Origin of the sequence: Pantoea conspicua (assembly GCF_002095315.1) — a bacterium.
GTDB classification, from domain to species: domain Bacteria; phylum Pseudomonadota; class Gammaproteobacteria; order Enterobacterales; family Enterobacteriaceae; genus Pantoea; species Pantoea conspicua.
In genome coordinates this window covers 1-21,588 of record NZ_MLFN01000063.1, presented here as the reverse complement: position 1 = coordinate 21,588, position 21,588 = coordinate 1, and the positions used below count along the sequence as shown (strand labels likewise).

The following is a 21,588-nucleotide window of genomic DNA, read 5'->3' as shown; positions in this document are numbered from 1 at the left end:
TTACGACTAAAGTCGACCAGTCTACATTTGACTCGGGAATAGCCGCCCAGGGTCAGGCGCACGCAGCGTTAGCCCAGCGTGTAACCGTGGATGAACAAAGTGATGCTGCGGCTATTGCTACTAATGCGCAAGCGATTACGACTAAAGTCGACCAGTCTACATTTGACTCGGGAATGGCCGCCCAGGGTCAGGCGCACGCAGCGTTAGCCCAGCGCGTAGTCCTGGATGAACAAAGTGATGCCGCGGCAATTTCACAGAATCGCCAGAATATCTCCTCTAACACTTCAGCTATTCAGACTAATACCGCGACAATCACTGCAACTAATAAACGTGTTGATGCCAACCAGTCTGAAATCACAACGAACCGTCAGGAAATCGGCAAAACCAATACCCGCGTTTCCCGCAACGAAAGCGCTATTGCTAACCATGAATCCCGCATCGGCACGCTGGAAGCAAATAACGGTTATGGCAATCGCTTTAATGACCTCAAAAACGATGTAGAGAAGAACCGTAAAAACGCCTCACGCGGTATCGCCGGTGCGAGTGCTCTGGCGGGTCTTCCTCAACTCAATCAGGATCAAACTTTTGGTGTAGCCGCTGCCACCGGCGGCTACGATGGTGAAACCGCCGTTGCAGTCGGTTTCTCCGCGCATCCGATCGAAAGTAATCATAACCTGATCGTTAAAGCAGGCGTCACCAGCGCCACCGGCGGCGATATTGGCTGGAACGCTGGTGTGGGTTACGGCTGGTAAAAAAACTCTGCCCGCTTCGGCGGGCTTTTATAACCGGTAGAGCTGTACCTGCGTTCCGGTGGTGTTTGCTCGCGCAGGGTAAGAGTCTGTTTAAGGCGCGGTGATGTTCCTTTGCCTTCTGGCAATCTATCTGGTGATGAGGGGAGTGTTTATTACATTGACTGTCACTTAACAGAGCGCCTGATATTCAGCTGAGTTTTCATCTTTTTCGTCAGGGTATTGGGTCGATTAATAGCGCGCGGTTAATGCGCTGGATTGATATTGCTCTTCTGGCAGCATGTGTTGTTTTCATGCTGGGGTTATTCATTTTATTAGCATCGCGGCATTATCGCAGGCGATTGAGGTGGGGATGTGATGAATACTGAAAAAGTCAAAGCGTGGTTGATGGTGCATGCAAATGGCACTGAGTTAGTGACGCAGCATAAAAAGCATGCGCTCACAGTTGCGCAATTGAAATTCTGGACGGTTTACCCATTGATACCTACAGCGGGAGGTCATGTGGTTAACTTTCGAACGCTGGACCAAAGCAAGGCGACTGCGGAATAAGTTGTTCTGCGTGCGTTACCGCCGTATGTTCGGGAAACGGCTTGCATAAACGTGCCATTGCATCCGGAAACCGGCGGAAAAAATGATCGGGTCCATTTATGGCATAGGTAGAGGCCACCTGCTCACCAGATATCAGAGGTTCCGAATGATTTTGAGTAAGGGTATGTCTGTGCAAATCGTCATTACAGCGACTGACGCTGAAGGGCGCGCCATTGAAGTAATGAATTGCAAACAGCATGATAACGGCGAAGCGATGAAAGTGAATATGAAAGTTGACGATGAATTCCAGACGATTGCCGTGATGGCAATGGCGGCGGCAGCGTCAAGCGTTCTGCGTAAGGGCGAACCGTGCGACTGCCCTGTTTGTACTGAACGCCGGGCGCTGGCTATTGCGGCGGGTGTCCCTGAAAATGTTGCGGAACGCGCAATACTTCACTGAAGTTCAACATAAAGCACGCCTGGGTACGAAGATACGTTGCCTGTTGAACCGCATCCTCTGAAGGTGATGGAATTTTCAGAATGAAAAAACTTACAGCCGGTTCGGTTGCTGTTGGCGCTATTGTACTGTGTAAACTGGCTCTGAAAGCCGGGTTTGTCGCGGCTATTTTCGGCAGTGTCAGTTATGCCAACACTGAATATGAAATGTCTGTCGATCATGTAAAACAAGATTGCGCGCATTTCACCGCTGAGAAACGCGGACAGCTCATCAATCAGGGTTTAGTTTTTCAAAACGCGACCGTTGATGAAGCCAATAAAGCCATTGTTTATGAGTACACAATGGATGGCATAAACAGCGCGGCATTAAACCGCGTGAGTTCAGATGCATTGAAAGATGCAGCTAAGCAGGATAAAGCGTACTCAGTTGATGGCCTGAAAAAAGAAACGGATTTCCGCACGCTGTTTCATCATGGATGGACTGTTGAATATCGTTACTTAACCACTGATGGTACCGTGGCTGAAGATTACAGGGTGACGCAAGCCGATTTTTTATAAGAAGCCTAATCAGGATGATAAGGAATGATATTTGCCGGTGCTGGTGCGCTGCCTGCAGACTGTCGTGGTGCAAAAAAAGCACCACTCACCCGGAAGGCGTCAGCGCTTATAAGCAGGCTTACAGCTCAGGATCGGGAGATATAGGCCGCGGTTATGTCGAATGTTGATGACGCTGACGCGTTCAGGAACAGAAGTACAATTGGGTACTGAACGTAACGGACAGTCGCAAGATGACAAACGTTAATGCACCGCGTGATGATCCACCGCTTTGTGAAACTCCCTGGCGGCAACTAAATATGGTTAGCTGCCGCCACTCTCTGCGGGTCTGTCTGACGAAATTTCTTTAATGATTGAACCAACATAGGGCTGAAACATGAAAAAATTATTGATTGCAGGTGCGCTACTTGCGCTGACTGGCTGCTCGTCTTCCGCCTCTCGTATGGCTGAATGCGAAGCACAGGGCGTAAGCCGTGATACGTGCTATCTGGCAGAACAGAACCGCCACGCGGCGATTGTGGGCGCAGCCGAGAAACAGGCCCTGGAAAATGCTCAGTTCGCCCAGGCGGCGCATAAATCTGCCGCCAAAAAGTGGCGGTATAAAGATGTGGTCGTTTCCCGCGATAAGTCAGGTATTGTGAGCATAGACGGTAAACCGGCGGTTATGACTGAAAACAATAACGGGAATCAGGTGTTTGCTACAGGTATCAGCAATGTGATTTTTTACAAGAACGGTAAAGTCGCGTTAATGCAAAATGGTCAATTTGAGGGCTGGATGAAGTGAGACAGGATGAAGATTTGAAATTTATTCGCCAGCTGCATCAGGAAACAATGCAGGCCATGCAGAAACAGATTCGCGACGAACACGAGGTGTTTTTTCTGCCGGTAGGGGTCTGGAAACAAATCTTTGTCACCCTTGCTTTAGTCGCGGTCGCTGTTGTGCTGGTCGAATGCCTGCGCTGGACCGGTATTCACTGGCATAAAAGTTAGTTTTAAACCGGTCTTAAGGGCGTCGGCCTCCCTGACGGCAGGAGGATAAAGGTTCTGTTTCAGCGTGCTGTTAACGTCTGCCCACTTTCTGCGGCCTTCAACCTCTGGCAGAAAGGGATAATCAGAGTGATACGGCACAAGAAAAAAACCAACAGTAGCGCACTACTGACTCATCTCAACGAAAGCAGCCAGATAGATAAAAAGGGAAGGGCATTATCTCAGTGGGTGGCATTGGCGATGCCTTCCAGACGCTGCCGGGCGGATTGTCTGGTTTAACAGGAGTGTCGCTAGCCGCCAGTGAAGGCGAAGATTTCATGGGGAGACGTCGTAACGTCATTCATCGTAAATCAGAGGTAACCGGGCAGGGGAGTGTGGAACAGGCCTGCCGCGCCCTGGGCAATCTTTTTTCAATTTATCTTTCATCACGTCGTCTGCGGCATGTCCGGTCAGCCGTTTGAATCTGACCTGAGTTTCAGTCCTTCATCTTAACAGTTATGGGGGGCGGCAAGCGCTACCGTGGCGCTGCAGGCATTGTAACAGCGGGCTGCGTCAGTCACTTTACGCTTACACTAACTGAGCAGCGTAAACGTGGTGTCGGGATGTGCAGTCATACTGGCATTTTGCGGATTGCTTCTTCCCCGGTTAAGGACGCCGGGTAAGGTCAGATAACCCGGCAAGACCGCCAGTGTCGTGGTGCCAGAAATAAAATGCTGATAAGGCACAGGGCTTCCTGCTTTCTGGCGCTGTTTTTCCCGAACGCGGACGGTGACAGGCTGCAGTTAAATACGATAGCAACCGAAGCGTAAAAGCCGCTCCCCTGAGACGAGGCCCGGCGATTGTCGACCCGTCAGCCGACTGCAAACTGCTTTGCGTGTTAATAGTCACGACAGCCATTATTGTTAAGCCAGTGCGGGTTCAGAATGAGATAATTCTTACGCCCCTTCAAGAGCTAAGCCATTGCGAGTGCCGGAGATAAGCGCCGGATGGGGCATGCTTCTTTACTCAGGCTTGCCGCACAGTGAGCTGAGGCTTTTCCCTGCTGACTTTCCCTTTTCCTGTTAATCCCGCTACGGAACCAACCTCAATCTGCGCTGACTAAATGCTGACTTATGCCGTCACGGTTATCCCAGTCGGGGATAAGGGTGGTGAGCTTTACTTTTAGCCAGCATAACGGCCTGTCCGATGTGCAAAGGATGTCAGAGATGCGGGTTTTGATTATTTGTCGGGATAACATTGGCGATACCTTACTGACCACGCCGCTGATTAGCGCGCTGCACCAGTCGGGTGAGCACCAGGTTGATGTGTTAACGAACAACTATGCGGCACCGGTGTTGCAGCATAATCCTGATATCCGGCACCTGTTTTACTACACCAAGTCGCATCATCGGGAAGCGGGACAGGGAAGAGTCGCCTGTCTGCTGCAGCGCCTGAAGCTGATGCTGACGCTGAAAAAGACCCGCTACGATGCGGTGATTCTGGCAAAAAGTCGCTGGGATCAGCATGGCCTGAAGTGGGTAAAAATGATACGTCCTGCGCAGGTGATTGCGTTAGGGCAGGAACCGCATCCGTTGATTACCACGTTGTTAGCACCGGACATCTCCGGGCAGCGGCACATCAGCGAAATCCTGTTCAGTTTAGCGCGCCCCTTCAATCTTAGCGTCTCTGCGCCGGGCGGACTGACGCTGCACCCCGATGCCGCGATCGCTGCTGCGCTGCGCAAAAAATACGCTATCGATGTCGATCGACCCGTTTATGCGCTGCAAATCAGCGCCCGTAAGCCAAGCCAGCAGTGGCCGGCTGCCCGCTTTGCCGAGCTGGCGCAAACCCTTGCGGCCCGACATCAATGTCAGATCGTCCTGCTGTGGTCGCCGGGCAGTCGCGATAACCCGCGCCATCCAGGCGATGATGAGAAAGCCAGCGAAATTATGGCGCTCTGTCCGCGGCTGTCACTAAAAGCAGTCGCGACCACCAGCCTGCCACAGCTGATCGCGGCGATGTCGCTGTGTCAGGGCCTGGTGACCAGCGATGGCGGCGCCATGCACATCGGCGCCGCGCTGGGTTTGCCGGTGGTGGCGATGTTCGGCGATAGCGATCCGGTCTGCTGGCATCCGTGGCAGGTGAAGCACCAGGTGCTGCACCCGACGTCACGCCAGGTCACCTCGCTAAGCTGCAGCGAGGTTTATCAGGCCTTTGTCGGCACCGTTATCCAGTAATCTTCTTCAGGCCAGCGTCCCAGGCTGGCCGCTTCGCACAGCATCGCCACCGTCAGCGGGCGGCAGGCCTGCCGGGATGCCATACCCACTCGTCTGGCCAGCGTCGTGAGCAATGAGTCTGACGCCGGAAAATAGCGAGTCTCATCGTAGTGCTGTGAACAGACGTCAAAAGTCAGAAAGAAATCACTCATCAGCAGGGCAAACTCTACCTCATTCAACGGCAACTGCTGCAGGTGAAAGTTATGGCGATCTGTTCTGCGAAACCAGCCCAATGCCGTTGGCTGGTTGTGATACTCAATTAACGCAATCACCGCTTGTGGTGTACAGGCTTCGCCATTATCCCACCAGCTGCGCCACGGCCTGATGGACTTCCTCTGGCTTGATTGAGGCCATCGGATGTTGTGAGGCGTGACGTTCCGGACGATGAATAATAATATGACGATCGCTGTCCTGACAGGGGCCGGTATAGCGCGGATTGGCGGTAGAAAACAGGCTGACGGTGGGAGTCTGAGCCGCGACGGCAATATGCAGCGGGCCGGTATCGCCGGTGACCAGCAGATCGAGGCCGCGGATCAGCGTAATCAGTCCACTGAGAGGGGTTTTGCCCGCCATCGGCGTCACATTTCTTCGGTATTGTAATGGCAGGCTGTCAATAAATGCCTGTTCAAGAGTCTGTTCAGCGGCGGTGCCGGTCACGATAATTTCACAGTCCGGCCAGGTCTCCAGCAGCGTCGTTGCCAGCTGGCTAAAATGAGCCAGTGGCCAGCGGCGAATATCTTTCGATGCCCCTAACTGGAAGCCAATCCGTCGATGGGCGCAGGGTGCTGCGTCGGGACTTTCCAGCGGCGGCAGATGCATCTCAGTCTGGTGCGTTTCGGCACCCAGCGATTCTACCAGTTTCAGTTTGCGCTTAATGGTGTGGTCGTCGAAATAACCCGAGTAATGATCGAGATATTTATTTAGCAACGATGATTCGCTGCCATAGTGGTCACGGATAATTGTCTGGCTGCCGGTTATCACTGAACTTAAAATATCGTACGGAAAATGGGCATGTAATATCACCGATAAATCGGGTTTTTTACGTCGCAATTTCAACAGTAAGGGTAAAAAATTCAGCATCTTGTTATCCCAGATATAGACATCATCGAACCAGTGATAACGGGTGACTAAATCTTTATTTTTTTTGCTGGAGACCAGAATAAATTTACTGGTGGGAAATCGATTCTTCAGACTCCAGATCGCCGGGGTATTCATCAGGAAATCACCCAGTGCGGTAGTGGAGTAGATAACGACTGTCTCTGGCGTCAGACCCTGCAGGCTATGGGGTTTTTTCCTGCTGGAAAATCGAGAATAAAGCGTTAAAAAGCGGTCTATCAGATAAATATTTTTTTTCTTCACGTCTGAATTCTCTTAAACGTATAAATTTTATTAAACAGAATGTGTTGTGAAGAATTAGATAATAAGGCGGCAGGTAAAGTTCATTGCCCGGGGTTATTTTTATCGGCCGTAGAGGAAGTGTTGAAGTTATAAACAGTAATTTTACTGTTTATAGGCGTGTTCTTTACATGCGGGCGGGCAGTGCAGAAAAATAAAAGAAAAAGAATTGGGATAATTCTGCGATTTAACCTTAGGCCGGAAAAAATATTTGTTTTGGTGGTAATTAGTAGTGAGGTAATTATTAGCGTGGATTGTATTTATTTCTTCGCAAGCTTAACGATTACTTTTGCTGGTGCCGAAAAACCTCCCCGGCCACTGCGCCGGGAAGGCGTTTTATGACTGAGGCTGACCGACCGGGCCGGAACCCAGGGTGCCGCCAGGGGAAGACTGGCCGCTTGGTGCATGAGGACGGCCATCTTCTTTAATCGCGCTGCTCTGGTGTGAACAGCCTGCCAGTGAGGTTAATGTTGCTGCAACCAGCAACAGGGCAGGGAATGCTTTCATGTGACCACCTTTTATTAATTCAGAAAGTAGAAAGAATGGGTAAGCACTTACCCGATTAAGCCTGGTTGAAAAATAGCGTTCAGCCTGAAGGCGGCTGTTTTTTCGGAGATTTCCCAGCTCGGGGATCGTCAGCACAAAAAAACGGAAGCCAGGGGCTTCCGTTCTGTCATCTGGCCTGTCGGATTATTTACGACCCAGCAGGAAACCGATGAAGACGCCGACGCCAGCGGCCACAGCCAGACCGGCGAAAGGATTGGACTGAACCTGATCCTTGATGCAATCCGCAGCATCACGTGCGGCATAGCTGGCCTGGTTGGTGTAGCGGCGGGCTGTGCCTTTCGCCTGATGTTCAGATGAACCGGTTGCTGCGCCCCATTGTTCCTGAACCGCGCCAGCTGCTTCTTTAACTTTATCTTCGATTTTTCCTGACATTTATTGCTCCTTGGTTTTAGTGAGACTCTCCAAGCGTAGCAAAGATGACGAACTCTGCGCCGTTTAGCGGTTAATGAAGCGGTAAAAATCGTTTCTGGCTGTGAATGGCGTTCAATTTGCAGCCTAAGCATTTCCTGACTAGCCTTGATTAGATTGGGCAAAACTCAGGCGTAACGGGAGGAGAAGCGATGAAACGTGATGTACTGAAAGAAGACGATTATGACGAGGTGTGCCGGGTGATTGGTGACGCGGTGATTATGCTGGCAGAGTGTGGTCATGAAACTAAACGCGATGAAATCTTCGACGTGCTGAAACGCACCCGCCAGCACCGTGCTCATGGCGATCGCGACGAGCAAAAGATGCTGGAACACGCGATTCGTCTGATCAAGCCCTGAGCGCGTCTGCATACGCGGCGGGAAGCAAGAAAACTGGCACGGAGTCCGGTTTTTATGCTGACAGGCTACTGCAGCAGCACGCCCTGAATCAGACTGGCATTCACTATGGTCACCTCGTCTATCTTCAGCGCCCGCATATAGCCTTCAACCAGCAGCAGATTACTGACGTCGGTTGCCCGGTAATCGCCGGTCAGCTCGCTGTCGCCTTTCCAGACCTGCTGTTTCGATAACTCACTTAAGCGGGTCAGACTGTAACGATCAGGTTTTCCCGGCAGCTGATTACGGATCGAAAAACCGTGGACGCCACCAATGCCGATCACCTGACGGCCCGCCACATCCTGGCGGATTTGCGGCGTGACATCATTACTGGCAAACAATTCGACAAACCGCAGCACTGTCTGCCGCCACGAGCCAATCGGGTTCGGCGATGCGGCATCCGGGGTGTTTTTCAGCACCGTCAGAATAAAGTTCTTTAGCGTTACCGAGGCGAGCTTGCCCTGATAAATATCCGCAACCGGCTGATCCTGCTGCTGCCGCCAGGCAGTCATCTGCATCGAACCGCCGCCGATATCCCACACCAGCAGCTGTTCGTCGCGGATGGCCGGATCGTTAAGCGCCGCTTTCGCCGACAGAAACCCCAGCTTTGCTTCCTGCTGTTGTGAGATAACGGTCAGCCGGGTGCCGGTCTGGCTGGCCAGCTGTTCAATAACGGCCTGACCGTTACTGGCGCGGCGAAAGGCCGCCGTGGCGACGCCCGTGATGCGCTGCGGATGGTAACGTTGTGCATTTTTAAGCAGTTGCTGCAGCGCCGTTGCGCCCTGGCGGACCACCGCCGGACTCAGCTGGTTATCGCTGGCCTGTGACAGCGCCTCGTTCCAGGCCACGGCGCGCTGATCCTGATAGAGCATCTTCTCGATGCGATGCTGGCAGAGATCCACGCGGGCGACGGCGATTTTGGTGCTGCCGGAGCCGATATCAAGGCCAGCCCGGATTTGACGGCACGCATCAGCCTGGGCGATCGACGTAACCAACAGCGAGCAGAACAACGTCATAGCAAGCAGCAAAAAAGGGCGCATAGCGGCTCCGGGCGCAGATGACAGCAGGATTAGCGGGACGCGACGCAAGCGGGATACCAGCTCACCAGAAAATGACGCAGATGGTCAAAGCACCATTCAGCGTCGTCAGCCTGCGGGCAATAAAACTGGATGGTGATCTTTTCATAGTCGCGGTGCCGCTGACGCAGCGGCGACCAGCTCCAGTCAAGGACCGAGCGGGCATAATTCACCAGCGTGTCAGGCACCATCTGATGCTGCTTATCCTGTTCCGTCAGATAGAGGTTAAAGCGGGCTTCAAGCTGCAACGCCTCATCATGACCGTGATGCGGCAGATCGGGACGAAAAGCCACATCAATAAAGCCGCACACCGCATGAGTTTGTTGCTGCCAGTCGCAGGCCAGCGTCATAAACAAGCCATCCTGCAGATTGACCTCTTCCACCAGTCGACGCAGATTCACTGAGTGCGTCAGTACGGCAATCTCCTCCAGCCGGCCGGTTTCCAGCGTGAGATCAAAACCACAGGGATTGACCGAACCATCGGCATTACGTGTGGCGGGGAAGGGGAAATCGATGTAACCATTGTTATCCAGACGCTTTTCCATGGGAAAGAGACCTGCTGCTTGACGTTTTCTGACAATAAACCATCTGGCAGCAGGATTCATCCCCTAAGGACATGTCCAGGTAATCTGCGTGTTTTGGTAAGGATTAATCAGGCGGAACTGCTGATCAGAGAGGCGCTGGGCGTAATAACCTTCACGCGTCACGGCCGACGGCACATATTTAAAACGATCAAGCGACTGCAACGGCCCGCTCTCCACCCTGACATCATCCCGGCTGACGCTGAATGAACTCACCAGGTCAAAAATAACGCCCCGCGTCTGTCCCATCGGCTGACCATAAATCGTCGATACTTCACCCGGACACTCAACCCCTTTCGGGCCAGATGAACATCCAGTCATCAGTATGATGAATATGAAAATGCTGAGTCGCAACATGATCCTCTACCTGCTTCAGTCCCTGGGAAACGCGTGGCGCAAATTGTATCTGGTTACGTCACGGATAGCTTGATCATAGCAGTTCCAGATGCGCTTCCTATTTGCAATTTGTTTAATCGTTAAGCGATGGGAATGTAAAAGGGTGACTTTGCTGATTAATTAACGGTATTCTTGGCTTCTTTGCGCACCACTTAAGCAAAACCAGGGATAAAAGATGAACGAAGAAGAAGCACATCTAATGATTATTCGCCACGCGATTGAGCAACTTGAAGGCGATAAAAAGCACCAGGTGGTCAGTTGTGCTGCAGATATTCGCGCCGCGATGCAGGCATATGACGGTGAAAATGCAGGACTGGCACTGATGTTAGTCGCTGCAGAGGTCTCGTCAGAATAACGGCAGATGGGCCAGCATGACGCACGGTTATGCTGGCCTGTTTACTTCAAACTTTCTCAACTTTCCTTCTCTCACTGCGCCAGATTCTACCTTTTACTGGTCTTATTCCCGCTGCCGTCCTGCCTTTCCCTGCTGCTGTGATGTGTTAAGCTAAAAAATCCCTAATAAAATCATCAATTCAGCGGAGAGAACGGATGAAGTCAGCACTGATTGCCCTGGGCCTGCTGGCCTGTCACGTCGCGCCAGCCTGGAGCGAAAGCGAATTTCAAATCAACTGTCCCGGTCGTCCGACCATGACCATCTCGCGTGCCGAATATGGTTTAACCACCTTAATGTGGCCGCAGAGGCATTTCCAGATTGCGGCCGGACAGCAGCGCACCCGGTTACAGGCGGGCGATAAAGTAGCGATTACCCGCTTTCGTAACGGCGATCAGTTAATCGTCAACCAGCGCAGTGAAGCGACTTTCTTTGTTTACCGCGATAGCGATAAGCTGGTGCCCTGCAGCCGTAGCGAAAAGCGTGATGTCGAGGCCTTAAGTCTGGAGCGCTACGACGATCGTCAGCATTCCAACTCGTAACCCGCCGTGACAGGAGCCGTTATGCAACTCAGTATCACCGATAAAGTGACGCCACAGGATCTGGATGAGGTCCGGCTGGGCCTGACGGCGTTTAACAGCAAGTTTATTAATGTTGATGAGATCAAATCGATCGGCGTTTTTATCCGTGATGAACAGGGCAGGAAGCTGGCCGGGCTGACCGGCTCGACCGCCGGTAACTGGCTTCGTATTGATATGTTGTGGGTCGGCGATGCGTTGCGTGGGCAGGGCGTCGGCAGCCGTTTAATTCAGGCGACGGAACTGGAAGCTCGCCAGCGCGGTTGCCGTTACGCCCAGGTTGATACCGCCAGTTTTCAGGCGCGTCCTTTCTATGAGAAGCTCGGCTACAGCCTGTGCTTCAGCCTTGATCATTACCCACGCCACCACCAGCGTCATTATCTGACCAAAGTGCTGTAATCAGAACAGTGGCTGCTGACGCAGATCCAGCGGCTGCTGTTCCGCTTCGTCTATCGCCGCCAGCCAGCTTTGCAGCGTCACTTTTTTTCCATGACAGATGCCCGCGAGTGGTACTCATCAGCACCACATCGGGCCGCAGCGTGCGATAAAACTCCAGCGTCTGGCTCAGTTCGGCCGGATTGCTGTCCGGCACCAGCACGGTGATCCAGCGGTCGTGCGAACGCGTCACCGTATCCCCGACAAACAGATAAGTCAGCCCGAGCGGTGAACGATACAGATAACTGCAGCTGCCCGGCGTATGGCCAGGCGTGGGCAGCAGCTGGAAATCACCAAAGTGGGTCTCCGGCAGGGAAAAGGTGTCATCGGGTTCGGCAAAACGGCTAATCGGCCCCAGGGAGCGGCTGTGGCAATAGAGCGCGCTGCTGAAGCGCTGCTGGATCAGCGCCGCACCCGGCGCAGATTCATGCCAGTGGGTCAGATAGTGGCGGATCACGCCGCCACTATCGGCAATCACTTCATGATCGAGTGGGTTTTCTACCCGTCCAATCAGCAGATTACCGCGCGGGTGACGCAGCATAAACCCATGCATCATCAGGTCATTAACGGTATCTTCCACCGGAAATTCCGGGGTTGAGATCCACAAATCGTCATACAACGGCTTCAATGTCGATCTCCTGGAACCTTTTATCCGCGCAGGACGGGATGCCCGGTCGCTTGCAAATGGGCGTGGCCCTGACTGACCTGAAGCCTGGCACGGGCACCCAGCGGCAGCGTAACGGTGTCCGCTGCATGGCCAAAATCTAACTCACTGATGACCGGCAAGCCGCAGGTGTCGCGTAGCCGCTGCCAGACGGTACTGAAATTAAAACCGTTGTCATATTCTGACAGGGCACTGCTGGTAAAACTGCCGGCAACGATGGCGCGCTGGCGGGCCAGAATACCGCTCTGCTGTAGCTGAATCAGCATTCGCTCAATGCGGAACGGATGCTCATTCACATCCTCGATCACCAGAATGCCATTGTCGATCTGCGGCATCCAGGGTGTACCGATCAACGAACAGATCATCGCCAGGTTACCGCCCCACAGCGTCCCCTGCCATTCGCCCTGGTCCGGCGACGCGCTTTGCCAGCTTACATTGACTGTAGGTGATGTCACGGCCTGCCAGAAGTGATGCTGGGTAAATTCAGATAAAGTCGCGGCGCCAAAATTGCCGGTCAGCATCGGGGCGCTGAAGCTGATTAACCCCACCTGCGCCAGCAAAGCCAGTTGAATGGCGGTAAAATCGCTGTGACCGCACAGCGCCAGCGGCTGATTCAGCAGGCGGCGTTGCAGACCCGTGTAGTCAATCGATTCCAGCAAACGGCTGGCACCGTATCCGCCACGCACCGCCAGCACGATATCGGGCAGGGTGGTGAGAGCAGCGAGCTGGTTGATATCCGCCAGCCGCTCGGCGTCAGTACCGGCAAAGCGCTGGAACCGGCGGGCAATCACCTGCTGATTTTCCACCTGATGTCCCGCTGCCTGCAGCCGTTCAATGCCGAGCTGTGCCGCAGGCTGGTTGTGACAGTAACCGGATGGGGAGATAAGACGGATTGAACGTGAAATCATCATACTTTCCTGCTGTTAGCGCACCTGACTCCGGCCGATGATGACCAAAAGTGCCACTGAAGTCACGGTACGCACTGCGATTTACGTTATTTAGGATAAACGGTAATTTTGCTCTGAGTCTGTCTGGGTATGATAGCATTCGCCACTTCTGCAACGAGATGAAAAATTGCTGAAATTCCGACACCTTATCCTCTCAGCGTTATTCCTGACCGGCTGTGCCAGCGAGCCGTCGCATCATGCGGTTAAAGAGAAGAATACGCCGCTCACTCAGGCACCGCCTTCCAGCGTTAATGATGCCTGGGCCATGTTTACCGAAGATGCCGCCAGTCATTATGGTGTTGATGAGAAGCTGATCAGCGCCATTATCAGTGTCGAGTCGGGCGGGAATCCGCGCGTGGTCAGCCGCTCAAATGCGGTGGGGTTGATGCAGATTAAAGCCTCAACCGCGGGCCGCGAAGTCTATCGCACCCTGGGACGCCGCGGACAACCCTCCATTGCGGAACTGCGCGATCCGGCGAAGAATATTGATATCGGCACCGCCTATATCCGCATTCTGCAGGATTCCGCTCTGTCGGGCATTCGCGATCCGCTGACGCTGCGTTACGCCACTATCGTCTCCTATGCCAACGGGGCCGGGGCATTACTGCGCACCTTCTCCCGTGATCGCGATCGGGCGATTGCGATGATCAATGCCATGTCGCCGGATGAGTTTTATCAGCATGTGCAGAATAAACATCCGGCGGCCCAGGCACCGCGCTATCTGTGGAAAGTCACCACCGCTTACCGCACCATTTAACCTCTTCGCCCGGCGGCATCGCCGGACGAAACGGCCCTGGCAGCTTCAGGGTTCCAGCAGCCGCCGCGCCGTCGGATAATCAACAATCAGCACTTTGACATAACCGCCGCGCAGCGCGCCGCGGATCGCCTGGGCTTTCCCCCGTGCCGCCCGCCAGCGCCACCACCTGCGGACACTGCTTCACCTGCGCCAGCTCCATGCCAATCACCGGATCTTCTTCTGCCTGCAACACCGGCTGACCGCTGGCATCAAAGTAGTGCAGACAGATATCACCGACCGCCCCGCGCGCCGCCAGCGTCTGAAGCATCTCACCATCATAATAGTTGCCGGAATTACGCAGCAGTGCCGACGGCTCAAGATCGCCGATGCCGACAATCGCCAGGTCGACCTGATCGAATTTACCCAACACCTCCGCCACTTCAGGATTGGCCGACAGGCGCTGGCGGTCGCTCACTGACCGCTCAATCGACTGTGAGGGCAGCAGCCAGGCGGGGCAGTTAAGCAGCGCCGCCAGGTTCTGTGTCAGGATCGTCGCCTGCACATTGCCGTTCGCACCCACGCCGCCCAGCAGCTGAATCACCCCTTTGCACGAGCTATTCAGCGGATGCAGGGCATCGACCATCGCCCGGATGGTGCCGCTCCACGATGAAATGCCAATCAGCTCGTCATCACGCAGACGGGTTTCAAGATAGTGCGCCGCCGCGGAGCCAATCGCCTGTTTAATCTGTAACGTCGAGGCCTGATCCGGCACATCCACCACGATCGCCTGCGGCAGACCGTAGGTCTGCTCAATCGCTTTTTCCAGTTCAGGAAAAACATTGGCTGGCGGGACCACGCTGATCTTAACCACGCCCTCTTTAACGCTACGATTAAGAATACGTGAGACAAACGACTGCGATAACTTCAGCGACTGTGCAATCTCTGACTGCTTCAACCCTTCGACATAGTAAAGGGTGGCAATCTTCACCATCAGTCGCTGTTCATCCTGTTTTGCCATCGGTTTCCCCTCTGATTCTGCCCGGTATTGTTAACCAGGATGGTTAAAATCACAACGCAGGTGAATTTGTGATCGTTTTCGCTTTTTGCAGATCCTGCATTGGACGCCGCGTCATCGACGGCGCATAGTCATTATGCATATAAAATCGCCTGTGAATATATATTCAAGCGGAGAAAAATAATGACTCGTCCTCTGATCAAACTGACCCTGCTGGCTTCAATCATGGCCTTCTCAACCACGTTAATGGCGGCGGAACAAGGCCTGCTGGCGATTATCACGCCGTCACATGACAACCCCTTTTTTAAAGCGGAGGCGGAAGGCGCGTTAGCCAAAGCCAAAGAGCTGGGCTACACCACGCTGGTGGCATCACATGATGATGACGTCAGTAAGCAGAACCAGCTGATTGAAACGGTGATTGCCCGAAAAGCCAAAGCGATCATTCTGGATAACGCCGGTGCCGATGCCACGGTCGGACCGTTGCAGAAAGCGAAAGATGCCGGTATCCCGACCTTCCTGATCGACCGGGAGATCAACAAAACCGGCATTGCGGTGGCGCAGATCGTCTCGAACAACTATCAGGGTGCGCAGCTGGGTGCCGAAAAGTTTGCCAAATTGCTGGGCGGCAAAGGTGACTACGTTGAACTGCTGGGTAAAGAGTCCGACACCAATGCTGGCGTGCGTTCGCAGGGTTATCACGATGTACTGGACGATTACAGCGAGATGAAAATGGTGGCTCAGCAGAGCGCCAACTGGAGCCAGACCGAAGCCTTTAGCCGGATGGAAACTATCTTACAGAAGCATCCCAACATTGTGGGGGTGATCTCCGGCAACGACACCATGGCGCTGGGGGCAGAAGCTGCGCTGAAAGCGGCCGGTAAAACCGCGGTGATCGTGGTGGGCTTTGACGGCAGCGACTACACCCGCGACTCGATTATCAATAAAGGCAATATCAAGGCCACGGTGCTGCAGCCGGGCTGGGATCAGGCGCAGATGGCGGTCAGTCAGGCCGATTACTACCTGAAAAATGGTAAAGCGCAGAAAGAGGAGAAACAGCTGATGGACTGCGTGCTGATTGACGACAGCAACGCCTCCAGACTGAAAAACTTCAACCTGGCGAAATGACCATGAAACGGATACTGGCGGTATTAACCGGAATGGTGCTGCTTAGCGCCTGTACCGTGGTGGATCTGGATGCAAACGGTCAGCCGATTCTGCCGAAAGATCCCCAGGCTAAACCGGGTTATGCGACCCAGACGCCGCAGCAAATCGCGGAGGAAAGCTGGTCGTCGCGAGTGATGGCCACCGCCAACAGCCATGCGCTGAGCTGGGCTGACATGGAAACCAAAAGTCAGACGGTGAAAGCGGGTACCCGTGAAAGCGTATTTGTCCGCGCCAGCGGCACGGTGGCGGCGCTGAATGAGAGCAATCCACGCGAGCGCATCCTGACCCTGACGCTGAACGGCAAGCCGGTTGAGGTCAGCATCGGGCCGGTGCTGCGCAGTAATGCCATCCGCGATGCCGCCGGTTTCCGTTTTGAAGAGTTCACCAATCAGGTGCAGTACGCCCAGTTAACCCGGGCGCTGAATCGTCATGCGGTGAAGCAGCTGCCGACGCTGGATGCCAGCTGGGTCAACCAGCCGGTACAGGCGCTGCTGGCGGTGAGCATCGGGCACGGCAGCGTTGAGGATGTGGTGGCGGTTGAACTGACGCGGGGGACGCCCTGATGGACGATGAGATCATTCTGCGGGCCGAGCAGATTTCGATGCTGTTTCCCGGCACGCTGGCGCTGGATCGCGTCGATTACCGGGTCTGGCGCGGCAAAGTCAATGTCATCATTGGCGAAAACGGCGCCGGTAAATCGACGCTGATGAAGATCCTGGCCGGCGTACAGCAACCCACCGCCGGGACGATGTTTCTCAACGGTGCGCCGCTGACGCTCAGCAGCACCCGCGACGCCGCCCGGCACGGCATCGGTATGGTGCATCAGGAGCTGAATCTGTTTGAGAACCTGACGGTGGCGGAAAATCTGTTCCTGGGACGTGAACTGCAGCGCGGATTAGCACCGATTAATGAGGCGGAGCAGGCGCGTCGCACCGCCGCGCTGATGGCGCGTCTCGACCAGCCCATTTCGCCTAATGAGCGGGTCGGTAACCTGAAAGTGGGTCAGCAACAGCTGGTAGAGATCGCCAAGGCGCTGGCCGAAGATGCCGACATTCTGATCCTTGATGAACCGACCTCGGCGCTGAGCAAAACTGAAGTGGAGATCCTGTTCCGGGTGATTCGCGATCTGACCCGACAGGGCGTCTCCATCATTTACATTTCGCACCGGCTGGAAGAGCTGATGGCGATTGGCGATGTCATCACCATCCTGCGTGATGGCCGTTTCCAGGCAGAAGCGCAGGTCAGCACCATCGACGTGCCGTGGATTGTGCGGGAGATGCTGGGCAGCGAGCCGGTGACCACCTTCCTGCCAGAAACGCGGCAGTTCGGTGCGCCGATGCTGGAAGCACAACACATCACCTGCGTCAGCCTCAACGGTAATACGCTGGTTGATGATGTCAGTTTTCAGGTTCGGGCCGGTGAAATCGTCGGCATCTATGGCCTGATGGGCGCCGGCCGGACCGAGCTGTTTGAGTGTCTGCTCGGCAGCCAGCGCAACTACCTGGGCAAACTTTGGCTCGACAGCAAACCGTTGCCCACCCGCCTGCCGACGGCGGATCGCATCCGGATGGGCATGAGCCTGGTACCGGAAGACCGCAAACGCTCCGGCATTTTTCCGGTCTCGTCGGTGGCGAGTAACCTCACTATCGCCAGTTTGTGGCGGCGGCTGTCGCACCGCTTTGCCATTGCCCATCAGCAGGAGCAGCAGGTGGTAAATCAGACGGTGGGCAACCTGGCGATTAAGATCTCCTCCCCGGAGGTGGCGATCAGCGCGTTGAGTGGCGGGAATCAGCAAAAGGTGGTGATTGGCCGCGCGCTGCTGACCAATCCGCGTTTGCTGCTGCTGGATGAGCCGAGTCGCGGCATTGATGTCGGGGCCAAAGCGGAAGTGTTTCGCATGATGGTGGCGCTGTCGCAGCAGGGGATTGCGGTGCTGTTCTCCACTTCCGATCTGAAAGAGATCATGGCGGTAGCGATCGCATCCTGGTGATGTCGGGCGGCAAACTTACGGCTGACCTTCCGCGAGATCAGGCGGAAGAGGCAGCGCTGGTGAAAGCAAGTGCGCAGGGGTTCTGAGCATGAAAAGCAATGACAGCGTGGCGCTGGCCACACTTCCCGCTAAGGCGTTTAACTCGCGTGAAAATTTTTTGCTGCTGCTACTGAAGCTGCGCACCTTTATTGCGCTGATTCTGATTGTTGGTTTCTTTGCCATTACCGTGCCGGACTTTCTGGCGGTCGGCAGCCTGGTGATCATGGTGAAGCACATTGCCATCAACGCGTTTCTGGCGCTTGGCATTACCTTCGTCATTATCACCGCCGGCATTGACCTGTCGATTGGCGCCACGCTGGGGCTGTGCGGCATGATCGCCGGCTGGATGATCACCAAAGGCATTGTATTGCCGATGTTTGGCATCGCCATCTTTCCCAGCGTCTGGGTGATTGTGCCGTTTGTTCTGCTGGTGGGTGCGCTGATTGGTGCGGGCAATGGCTGGATCATCACACGCTACAACGTTGCCCCCTTTATCTGCACGCTCGGCACCAAGTATATCCTGCGCGGCGCAGCGATGCTCACCTCAGGCGGCGAAACCTTTCCTGGCCTGCAGGGCAATCCGCTGCTGGGGAATACCGGTTTCGACAGGATTGGTGCCGGTAATTTCCTCGGCTTGCCGTACGCCATCTGGATGATGGTGCTGCTGGCGTTAGTGATTGCTTATGTCGCGCGCCGCCTGCCGTTTGGCCGACAGGTTTACGCCATCGGTGATAACGAACGCGCCGCCGAGTTATCAGGGGTGAAAACCCGGCAGGTAAAGATTCTGGTCTATACCCTCTCAGGCTTCTGCGCCGCGATTGCTGGCATTGTGGTGTCGTCACAGCTGGTGGCGAGCCATCCGGCCAACGGCACGGCGTTTGAGATGAACGCCATTGCTGCGGTGGTGCTGGGCGGCACTTCGCTGGCGGGCGGACGCGGCACCATTGTCGGCACGCTGATTGGTGCATTCGTGATTGGCTTCCTGGCGGACGGGCTGATCATGATGGGCGTCAGTGAATTCTGGCAGATGGTGATTAAAGGCATCGTGATTATCATCGCGGTGATCATCGACCAGACCCAGAGCCGGATGCAGCAAAAAGCGGCCGTGGTGGCGCAGAAAGCACTGATAGAGGAGGGCGCGCCAATAAAAAGCTAACCGGTCAATCTCTTGCTGCGACGCCGCACGCCGCACCCGTCACACGCTCTGGCGATGTCGCGCGTGCGCGGCCTGTGCCGCAGCCAGGGACGAAACAGGCGAACGGAGAAAGAGAAACAGGTTCGATTATGCCGTTCCTGACCTCCAGTGGTTCACCTTTTTTTTAACTGATGTGAATATTTATTCATAACCGATTTAAAATTCAGAGGTAGTGTATGAATCCTTTCAATCTTCCGGTAGACGACCTCAAACGCCGGGCGCGGGCGATCCGCCGCCGTATCATTCAGCTTAACGCAGGCAGTCCGGCAGGCGGTCATACCGGTGCCGATCTGTCACAGGTGGAGATCCTGACCGCGCTCTATTTCCGCATTCTCAACTGCGCGCCGGATCGCACCGAAGATGACCAGCGTGATATCTACATACAGTCAAAAGGGCATGCAGTAGGCGGTTACTACTGTGTGCTGGCGGAAGCGGGCTACTTCCCCACCGACTGGCTGCCGACCTATCAGCACGCCGATTCTCACCTGCCGGGACATCCGGTGCGGCAAAAAACCCCTGGCGTGGAGTTGAATACCGGGGCGCTGGGGCACGGGCTGCCGGTGGCGGTCGGGATTGCTATCGCGGCAAAAAAGGACAACAGCGCGCGCCGCATTTTCGTGGTGACCGGCGATGGTGAACTGGCGGAAGGCAGCAACTGGGAGGCCGCGCTGGTGGCGGCCCATTACCGCCTCGACAACCTGATTATCATCAATGACAAGAACAAGCTGCAACTGGCGGGGGCGACGAGCGAGATCATGAACACCGATCCGCTGCCGGAAAAATGGCGCGCGTTTGGCCTGGAGGTGACCGAGTGCAACGGCAATGACATGGCGTCGGTGGTCGGGACCATTGAAGGCCTGCCGCAGAACGGCAAACCGCAGGTGATTGTGGCGCATACCGAGAAGGGATTTGGCGTCTCCTTTATCCAGAGTAAAGCCGAGTGGCATCACCGGGTTCCGAAAGGGGCAGAAATTGAGCAGGCGCTGGAGGAGTTAAAAGATGAGTAACGCACAACATTTAGCCAGTGTGATGGTAACGGCCTTTATCGACGCGGTGAATCGCGGTGTGGATCTGGTGCCGGTCGTCGCCGATTCGACCTCAACCGCCAAAATCGCGCCGTTTATTAAGGCGTTTCCCGATCGGTTAATCAACGTCGGCATCGCGGAGCAGACGCTGGTCGGCACGGCGGCAGGCCTGGCGCTGGGCGGAAAGATCGCCGTCACCTGCAATGCCGCGCCGTTTCTGGTCTCACGCGCCAACGAGCAGGTGAAAGTCGACGTCTGCTACAACAACACCAATGTCAAACTGTTTGGACTGAATGCCGGTGCCAGCTATGGCCCACTCGCCAGTACCCATCACAGTATTGACGATATCGCTGTGATGCGCGGCTTCGGCAACATTGAGATCTATGCGCCCTCATGCCCGCTGGAGTGCCGCCAGATTATCGATTACGCACTGGCGCACGTCGGGCCGGTCTATATCCGCCTCGATGGCAAAGATCTGCCCCAGCTGCACGATGAAAGCTACCAGTTCAGACCGGGTCAGATTGATCTGTTGCGTGAAGGCCACGACATTGCGCTGGTGGCAATGGGCTCCACGGTTCACGAGGTGGTTCACGCGGCGGAGCAACTGGCTGAACAGGGAATATCAGCCGGTGTGATCGCGGTTCCATCGATTCGACCCTGTGATACCCAACAGCTGCGCAACCTGTTAAATCACTACCCAGCGGTGATCAGCGTCGAAGAGCACAACGTCAATGGCGGCGTCGGCAGTCTGGTGGCTGAAGTGCTGGCGGAAGGCGGGTGCGCGATTCCGCTGCTGCGGCTCGGTATTCCGGATGGCGAATATGCCATTGCCGGCGATCGCGCGTCAACCCGGGCCCACCATGGCATTGATGCCAGCAGCGTGGTCAACAGTGCAGTGCGCATCTGCGCAGGAGCGTAACGATGGTGGGACCTCTGATTCTGGCGATTGACGAAGGCACCACTAACGCCAAAGCGATAGCGGTGGATCGTCACGGCAGCGTGGTGGCGCGCGGCAGCCAGAGTTTGACCCTGGCGCACCCGCAGCCAGGCCTGGCGGAGCA

General features: G+C 55.0%; 27 protein-coding genes and 3 pseudogenes. 19 read left to right on the top strand and 11 right to left on the bottom strand.

The features are described 5' to 3' along the window. The 6 genes from HA41_RS17365 to HA41_RS17340 form a co-directional block, all read left to right on the top strand. A partial coding sequence (locus tag HA41_RS17365) for a YadA C-terminal domain-containing protein (protein ID WP_208612771.1) occupies positions 1 to 752 on the top strand: 752 nt, incomplete at its 5' end. A gap of 354 nt (positions 753 to 1,106) precedes the next feature. Beyond that, positions 1,107 to 1,298: a hypothetical protein gene (locus HA41_RS17360; RefSeq protein WP_094121809.1), complete on the top strand. Its 192-nt coding sequence runs from the start codon at positions 1,107 to 1,109 to the stop codon at positions 1,296 to 1,298. A 169-nt stretch (positions 1,299 to 1,467) separates the two neighbouring features. Further along, on the top strand, positions 1,468 to 1,737 hold the full coding sequence (locus HA41_RS17355; RefSeq protein WP_143807358.1) for a hypothetical protein: 270 nt from the start codon (positions 1,468 to 1,470) through the stop codon (positions 1,735 to 1,737). Positions 1,738 to 1,817: 80 nt separating this feature from the next. Further along, on the top strand, positions 1,818 to 2,291 hold the full coding sequence (locus HA41_RS17350) for a hypothetical protein (protein WP_094121807.1): 474 nt from the start codon (positions 1,818 to 1,820) through the stop codon (positions 2,289 to 2,291). A gap of 373 nt (positions 2,292 to 2,664) precedes the next feature. Then, positions 2,665 to 3,072 (top strand): hypothetical protein, encoded by a 408-nt coding sequence (locus HA41_RS17345; protein ID WP_094121806.1) that lies wholly within the window; start codon positions 2,665 to 2,667, stop codon positions 3,070 to 3,072. 14 nt (positions 3,073 to 3,086) lie between these two features. Beyond that, a complete protein-coding gene (locus HA41_RS17340; protein WP_094121805.1) occupies positions 3,087 to 3,278 on the top strand; it encodes a hypothetical protein in 192 nt (63 codons plus the stop codon). 569 nt (positions 3,279 to 3,847) lie between these two features. On the opposite strand, the gene HA41_RS21035 is transcribed toward HA41_RS17340, so the two are convergent. Then, complete coding sequence (locus HA41_RS21035) at positions 3,848 to 4,000, bottom strand: hypothetical protein (RefSeq protein ID WP_158086629.1); 153 nt, start codon at positions 3,998 to 4,000, stop codon at positions 3,848 to 3,850. A 480-nt stretch (positions 4,001 to 4,480) separates the two neighbouring features. Between HA41_RS21035 and HA41_RS17335 the strand changes: the two genes are divergently transcribed. After that, positions 4,481 to 5,491 carry a glycosyltransferase family 9 protein gene (locus HA41_RS17335; RefSeq protein ID WP_094121804.1) on the top strand — a complete coding sequence of 337 codons (1,011 nt, stop codon included), beginning with the start codon at positions 4,481 to 4,483 and terminating at the stop codon, positions 5,489 to 5,491. Here HA41_RS17335 and HA41_RS17330 read toward each other — a convergent pair. The 4 genes from HA41_RS17330 to HA41_RS17320 form a co-directional block, all read right to left on the bottom strand. Next, positions 5,461 to 5,802 (bottom strand): DUF1493 family protein, encoded by a 342-nt coding sequence (locus tag HA41_RS17330; protein ID WP_244175143.1) that lies wholly within the window; start codon positions 5,800 to 5,802, stop codon positions 5,461 to 5,463. The genes HA41_RS17335 and HA41_RS17330 overlap by 31 nt on opposite strands. Positions 5,803 to 5,827: 25 nt before the next feature. Next, complete coding sequence (locus HA41_RS17325; RefSeq protein ID WP_094121803.1) at positions 5,828 to 6,889, bottom strand: glycosyltransferase family 9 protein; 1,062 nt, start codon at positions 6,887 to 6,889, stop codon at positions 5,828 to 5,830. Positions 6,890 to 7,261: 372 nt separating this feature from the next. Next, positions 7,262 to 7,432: a hypothetical protein gene (locus tag HA41_RS21145; protein ID WP_031374488.1), complete on the bottom strand. Its 171-nt coding sequence runs from the start codon at positions 7,430 to 7,432 to the stop codon at positions 7,262 to 7,264. 183 nt (positions 7,433 to 7,615) lie between these two features. Next, positions 7,616 to 7,864: an ElaB/YgaM/YqjD family protein gene (locus HA41_RS17320; RefSeq protein ID WP_094121802.1), complete on the bottom strand. Its 249-nt coding sequence runs from the start codon at positions 7,862 to 7,864 to the stop codon at positions 7,616 to 7,618. Positions 7,865 to 8,052: 188 nt separating this feature from the next. On the opposite strand from HA41_RS17320, the gene HA41_RS17315 reads away from it, so the two are divergent. Further along, positions 8,053 to 8,259 (top strand): DUF2767 family protein, encoded by a 207-nt coding sequence (locus HA41_RS17315; RefSeq protein WP_094121801.1) that lies wholly within the window; start codon positions 8,053 to 8,055, stop codon positions 8,257 to 8,259. Positions 8,260 to 8,324: 65 nt separating this feature from the next. On the opposite strand, the gene HA41_RS17310 is transcribed toward HA41_RS17315, so the two are convergent. The 3 genes from HA41_RS17310 to HA41_RS17300 all read right to left on the bottom strand — a co-directional run bounded on the left by HA41_RS17310 (position 8,325) and on the right by HA41_RS17300 (position 10,309). Continuing rightward, positions 8,325 to 9,335, bottom strand: coding sequence for a Ppx/GppA phosphatase family protein (locus tag HA41_RS17310; protein WP_094121800.1), 1,011 nt, complete (start codon positions 9,333 to 9,335; stop codon positions 8,325 to 8,327). A gap of 29 nt (positions 9,336 to 9,364) precedes the next feature. Next, positions 9,365 to 9,916: a hypothetical protein gene (locus HA41_RS17305; protein WP_094121799.1), complete on the bottom strand. Its 552-nt coding sequence runs from the start codon at positions 9,914 to 9,916 to the stop codon at positions 9,365 to 9,367. A gap of 63 nt (positions 9,917 to 9,979) precedes the next feature. Further along, complete coding sequence (locus tag HA41_RS17300; RefSeq protein ID WP_094121798.1) at positions 9,980 to 10,309, bottom strand: hypothetical protein; 330 nt, start codon at positions 10,307 to 10,309, stop codon at positions 9,980 to 9,982. Between the two features lie 214 nt (positions 10,310 to 10,523). On the opposite strand from HA41_RS17300, the gene HA41_RS17295 reads away from it, so the two are divergent. The 3 genes from HA41_RS17295 to HA41_RS17285 all read left to right on the top strand — a co-directional run bounded on the left by HA41_RS17295 (position 10,524) and on the right by HA41_RS17285 (position 11,716). Continuing rightward, positions 10,524 to 10,703: a hypothetical protein gene (locus HA41_RS17295; RefSeq protein ID WP_094121797.1), complete on the top strand. Its 180-nt coding sequence runs from the start codon at positions 10,524 to 10,526 to the stop codon at positions 10,701 to 10,703. Positions 10,704 to 10,897: 194 nt separating this feature from the next. Further along, positions 10,898 to 11,281 (top strand): hypothetical protein, encoded by a 384-nt coding sequence (locus tag HA41_RS17290; RefSeq protein ID WP_094121796.1) that lies wholly within the window; start codon positions 10,898 to 10,900, stop codon positions 11,279 to 11,281. Positions 11,282 to 11,302: 21 nt separating this feature from the next. Continuing rightward, the gene (locus HA41_RS17285) at positions 11,303 to 11,716 is read left to right on the top strand and encodes a GNAT family N-acetyltransferase (protein ID WP_094121795.1); all 414 of its coding nucleotides are present in this window, start codon (positions 11,303 to 11,305) and stop codon (positions 11,714 to 11,716) included. Here HA41_RS17285 and HA41_RS17280 read toward each other — a convergent pair. Together HA41_RS17280 and ldcA are read right to left on the bottom strand one after the other, a co-directional pair. Continuing rightward, positions 11,717 to 12,380: pseudogene (locus HA41_RS17280) on the bottom strand (MBL fold metallo-hydrolase). It abuts the gene before it with no gap. A gap of 20 nt (positions 12,381 to 12,400) precedes the next feature. Beyond that, positions 12,401 to 13,324, bottom strand: coding sequence for a muramoyltetrapeptide carboxypeptidase (ldcA, locus tag HA41_RS17275; protein ID WP_094121794.1), 924 nt, complete (start codon positions 13,322 to 13,324; stop codon positions 12,401 to 12,403). A gap of 166 nt (positions 13,325 to 13,490) precedes the next feature. On the opposite strand from ldcA, the gene emtA reads away from it, so the two are divergent. Continuing rightward, on the top strand, positions 13,491 to 14,120 hold the full coding sequence (gene emtA / locus HA41_RS17270) for a membrane-bound lytic murein transglycosylase EmtA (protein ID WP_094121793.1): 630 nt from the start codon (positions 13,491 to 13,493) through the stop codon (positions 14,118 to 14,120). Between the two features lie 45 nt (positions 14,121 to 14,165). On the opposite strand, the pseudogene HA41_RS17265 reads toward emtA, so the two are convergent. Further along, positions 14,166 to 15,117, bottom strand: a pseudogene (locus tag HA41_RS17265) (sugar-binding transcriptional regulator). Positions 15,118 to 15,297: 180 nt separating this feature from the next. Between HA41_RS17265 and HA41_RS17260 the strand changes: the two are divergent. From HA41_RS17260 to HA41_RS17230, 7 genes and pseudogenes are all read left to right on the top strand, one after another. Continuing rightward, on the top strand, positions 15,298 to 16,239 hold the full coding sequence (locus HA41_RS17260) for a D-ribose ABC transporter substrate-binding protein (protein ID WP_094121792.1): 942 nt from the start codon (positions 15,298 to 15,300) through the stop codon (positions 16,237 to 16,239). A 2-nt stretch (positions 16,240 to 16,241) separates the two neighbouring features. Further along, positions 16,242 to 16,841: a DUF2291 family protein gene (locus HA41_RS17255; RefSeq protein ID WP_094121791.1), complete on the top strand. Its 600-nt coding sequence runs from the start codon at positions 16,242 to 16,244 to the stop codon at positions 16,839 to 16,841. Next, a pseudogene (locus HA41_RS17250) lies at positions 16,841 to 18,354 on the top strand (sugar ABC transporter ATP-binding protein). Before HA41_RS17255 ends, HA41_RS17250 begins: the two are co-directional and overlap by 1 nt. Positions 18,355 to 18,356: 2 nt before the next feature. Beyond that, positions 18,357 to 19,463: an ABC transporter permease gene (locus HA41_RS17245; RefSeq protein ID WP_094121790.1), complete on the top strand. Its 1,107-nt coding sequence runs from the start codon at positions 18,357 to 18,359 to the stop codon at positions 19,461 to 19,463. Positions 19,464 to 19,678: 215 nt separating this feature from the next. Beyond that, positions 19,679 to 20,509 (top strand): transketolase, encoded by an 831-nt coding sequence (locus HA41_RS17240; protein ID WP_094121789.1) that lies wholly within the window; start codon positions 19,679 to 19,681, stop codon positions 20,507 to 20,509. Further along, positions 20,502 to 21,446, top strand: a complete 945-nt coding sequence (locus HA41_RS17235) for a transketolase family protein (protein ID WP_094121788.1) — start codon at positions 20,502 to 20,504, stop codon at positions 21,444 to 21,446. The genes HA41_RS17240 and HA41_RS17235 overlap by 8 nt, the downstream gene beginning before the upstream one ends. A gap of 2 nt (positions 21,447 to 21,448) precedes the next feature. After that, on the top strand, positions 21,449 to 21,588 hold a 140-nt coding region (locus tag HA41_RS17230), incomplete at its 3' end, for an FGGY family carbohydrate kinase (protein WP_143807357.1).

What these genes read in the sequence shown, in the direction of transcription:
- HA41_RS17360 (WP_094121809.1), top strand. Translation starts at nt 1,107, where the DNA reads ATGAATACTGAAAAAGTCAAAGCGTGGTTGATGGTGCATGCAAATGGC.
- HA41_RS17350 (WP_094121807.1), top strand. Translation starts at nt 1,818, where the DNA reads ATGAAAAAACTTACAGCCGGTTCGGTTGCTGTTGGCGCTATTGTACTG.
- HA41_RS17345 (WP_094121806.1), top strand. Translation starts at nt 2,665, where the DNA reads ATGAAAAAATTATTGATTGCAGGTGCGCTACTTGCGCTGACTGGCTGC.
- HA41_RS17335 (WP_094121804.1), top strand. Translation starts at nt 4,481, where the DNA reads ATGCGGGTTTTGATTATTTGTCGGGATAACATTGGCGATACCTTACTG.
- HA41_RS21145 (WP_031374488.1), bottom strand. Translation starts at nt 7,432, where the DNA reads ATGAAAGCATTCCCTGCCCTGTTGCTGGTTGCAGCAACATTAACCTCA.
- HA41_RS17320 (WP_094121802.1), bottom strand. Translation starts at nt 7,864, where the DNA reads ATGTCAGGAAAAATCGAAGATAAAGTTAAAGAAGCAGCTGGCGCGGTT.
- HA41_RS17315 (WP_094121801.1), top strand. Translation starts at nt 8,053, where the DNA reads ATGAAACGTGATGTACTGAAAGAAGACGATTATGACGAGGTGTGCCGG.
- HA41_RS17310 (WP_094121800.1), bottom strand. Translation starts at nt 9,335, where the DNA reads ATGCGCCCTTTTTTGCTGCTTGCTATGACGTTGTTCTGCTCGCTGTTG.
- HA41_RS17305 (WP_094121799.1), bottom strand. Translation starts at nt 9,916, where the DNA reads ATGGAAAAGCGTCTGGATAACAATGGTTACATCGATTTCCCCTTCCCC.
- HA41_RS17300 (WP_094121798.1), bottom strand. Translation starts at nt 10,309, where the DNA reads ATGTTGCGACTCAGCATTTTCATATTCATCATACTGATGACTGGATGT.
- HA41_RS17295 (WP_094121797.1), top strand. Translation starts at nt 10,524, where the DNA reads ATGAACGAAGAAGAAGCACATCTAATGATTATTCGCCACGCGATTGAG.
- HA41_RS17290 (WP_094121796.1), top strand. Translation starts at nt 10,898, where the DNA reads ATGAAGTCAGCACTGATTGCCCTGGGCCTGCTGGCCTGTCACGTCGCG.
- HA41_RS17285 (WP_094121795.1), top strand. Translation starts at nt 11,303, where the DNA reads ATGCAACTCAGTATCACCGATAAAGTGACGCCACAGGATCTGGATGAG.
- ldcA (WP_094121794.1), bottom strand. Translation starts at nt 13,324, where the DNA reads ATGATTTCACGTTCAATCCGTCTTATCTCCCCATCCGGTTACTGTCAC.
- HA41_RS17260 (WP_094121792.1), top strand. Translation starts at nt 15,298, where the DNA reads ATGACTCGTCCTCTGATCAAACTGACCCTGCTGGCTTCAATCATGGCC.
- HA41_RS17255 (WP_094121791.1), top strand. Translation starts at nt 16,242, where the DNA reads ATGAAACGGATACTGGCGGTATTAACCGGAATGGTGCTGCTTAGCGCC.
- HA41_RS17245 (WP_094121790.1), top strand. Translation starts at nt 18,357, where the DNA reads ATGAAAAGCAATGACAGCGTGGCGCTGGCCACACTTCCCGCTAAGGCG.
- HA41_RS17240 (WP_094121789.1), top strand. Translation starts at nt 19,679, where the DNA reads ATGAATCCTTTCAATCTTCCGGTAGACGACCTCAAACGCCGGGCGCGG.
- HA41_RS17235 (WP_094121788.1), top strand. Translation starts at nt 20,502, where the DNA reads ATGAGTAACGCACAACATTTAGCCAGTGTGATGGTAACGGCCTTTATC.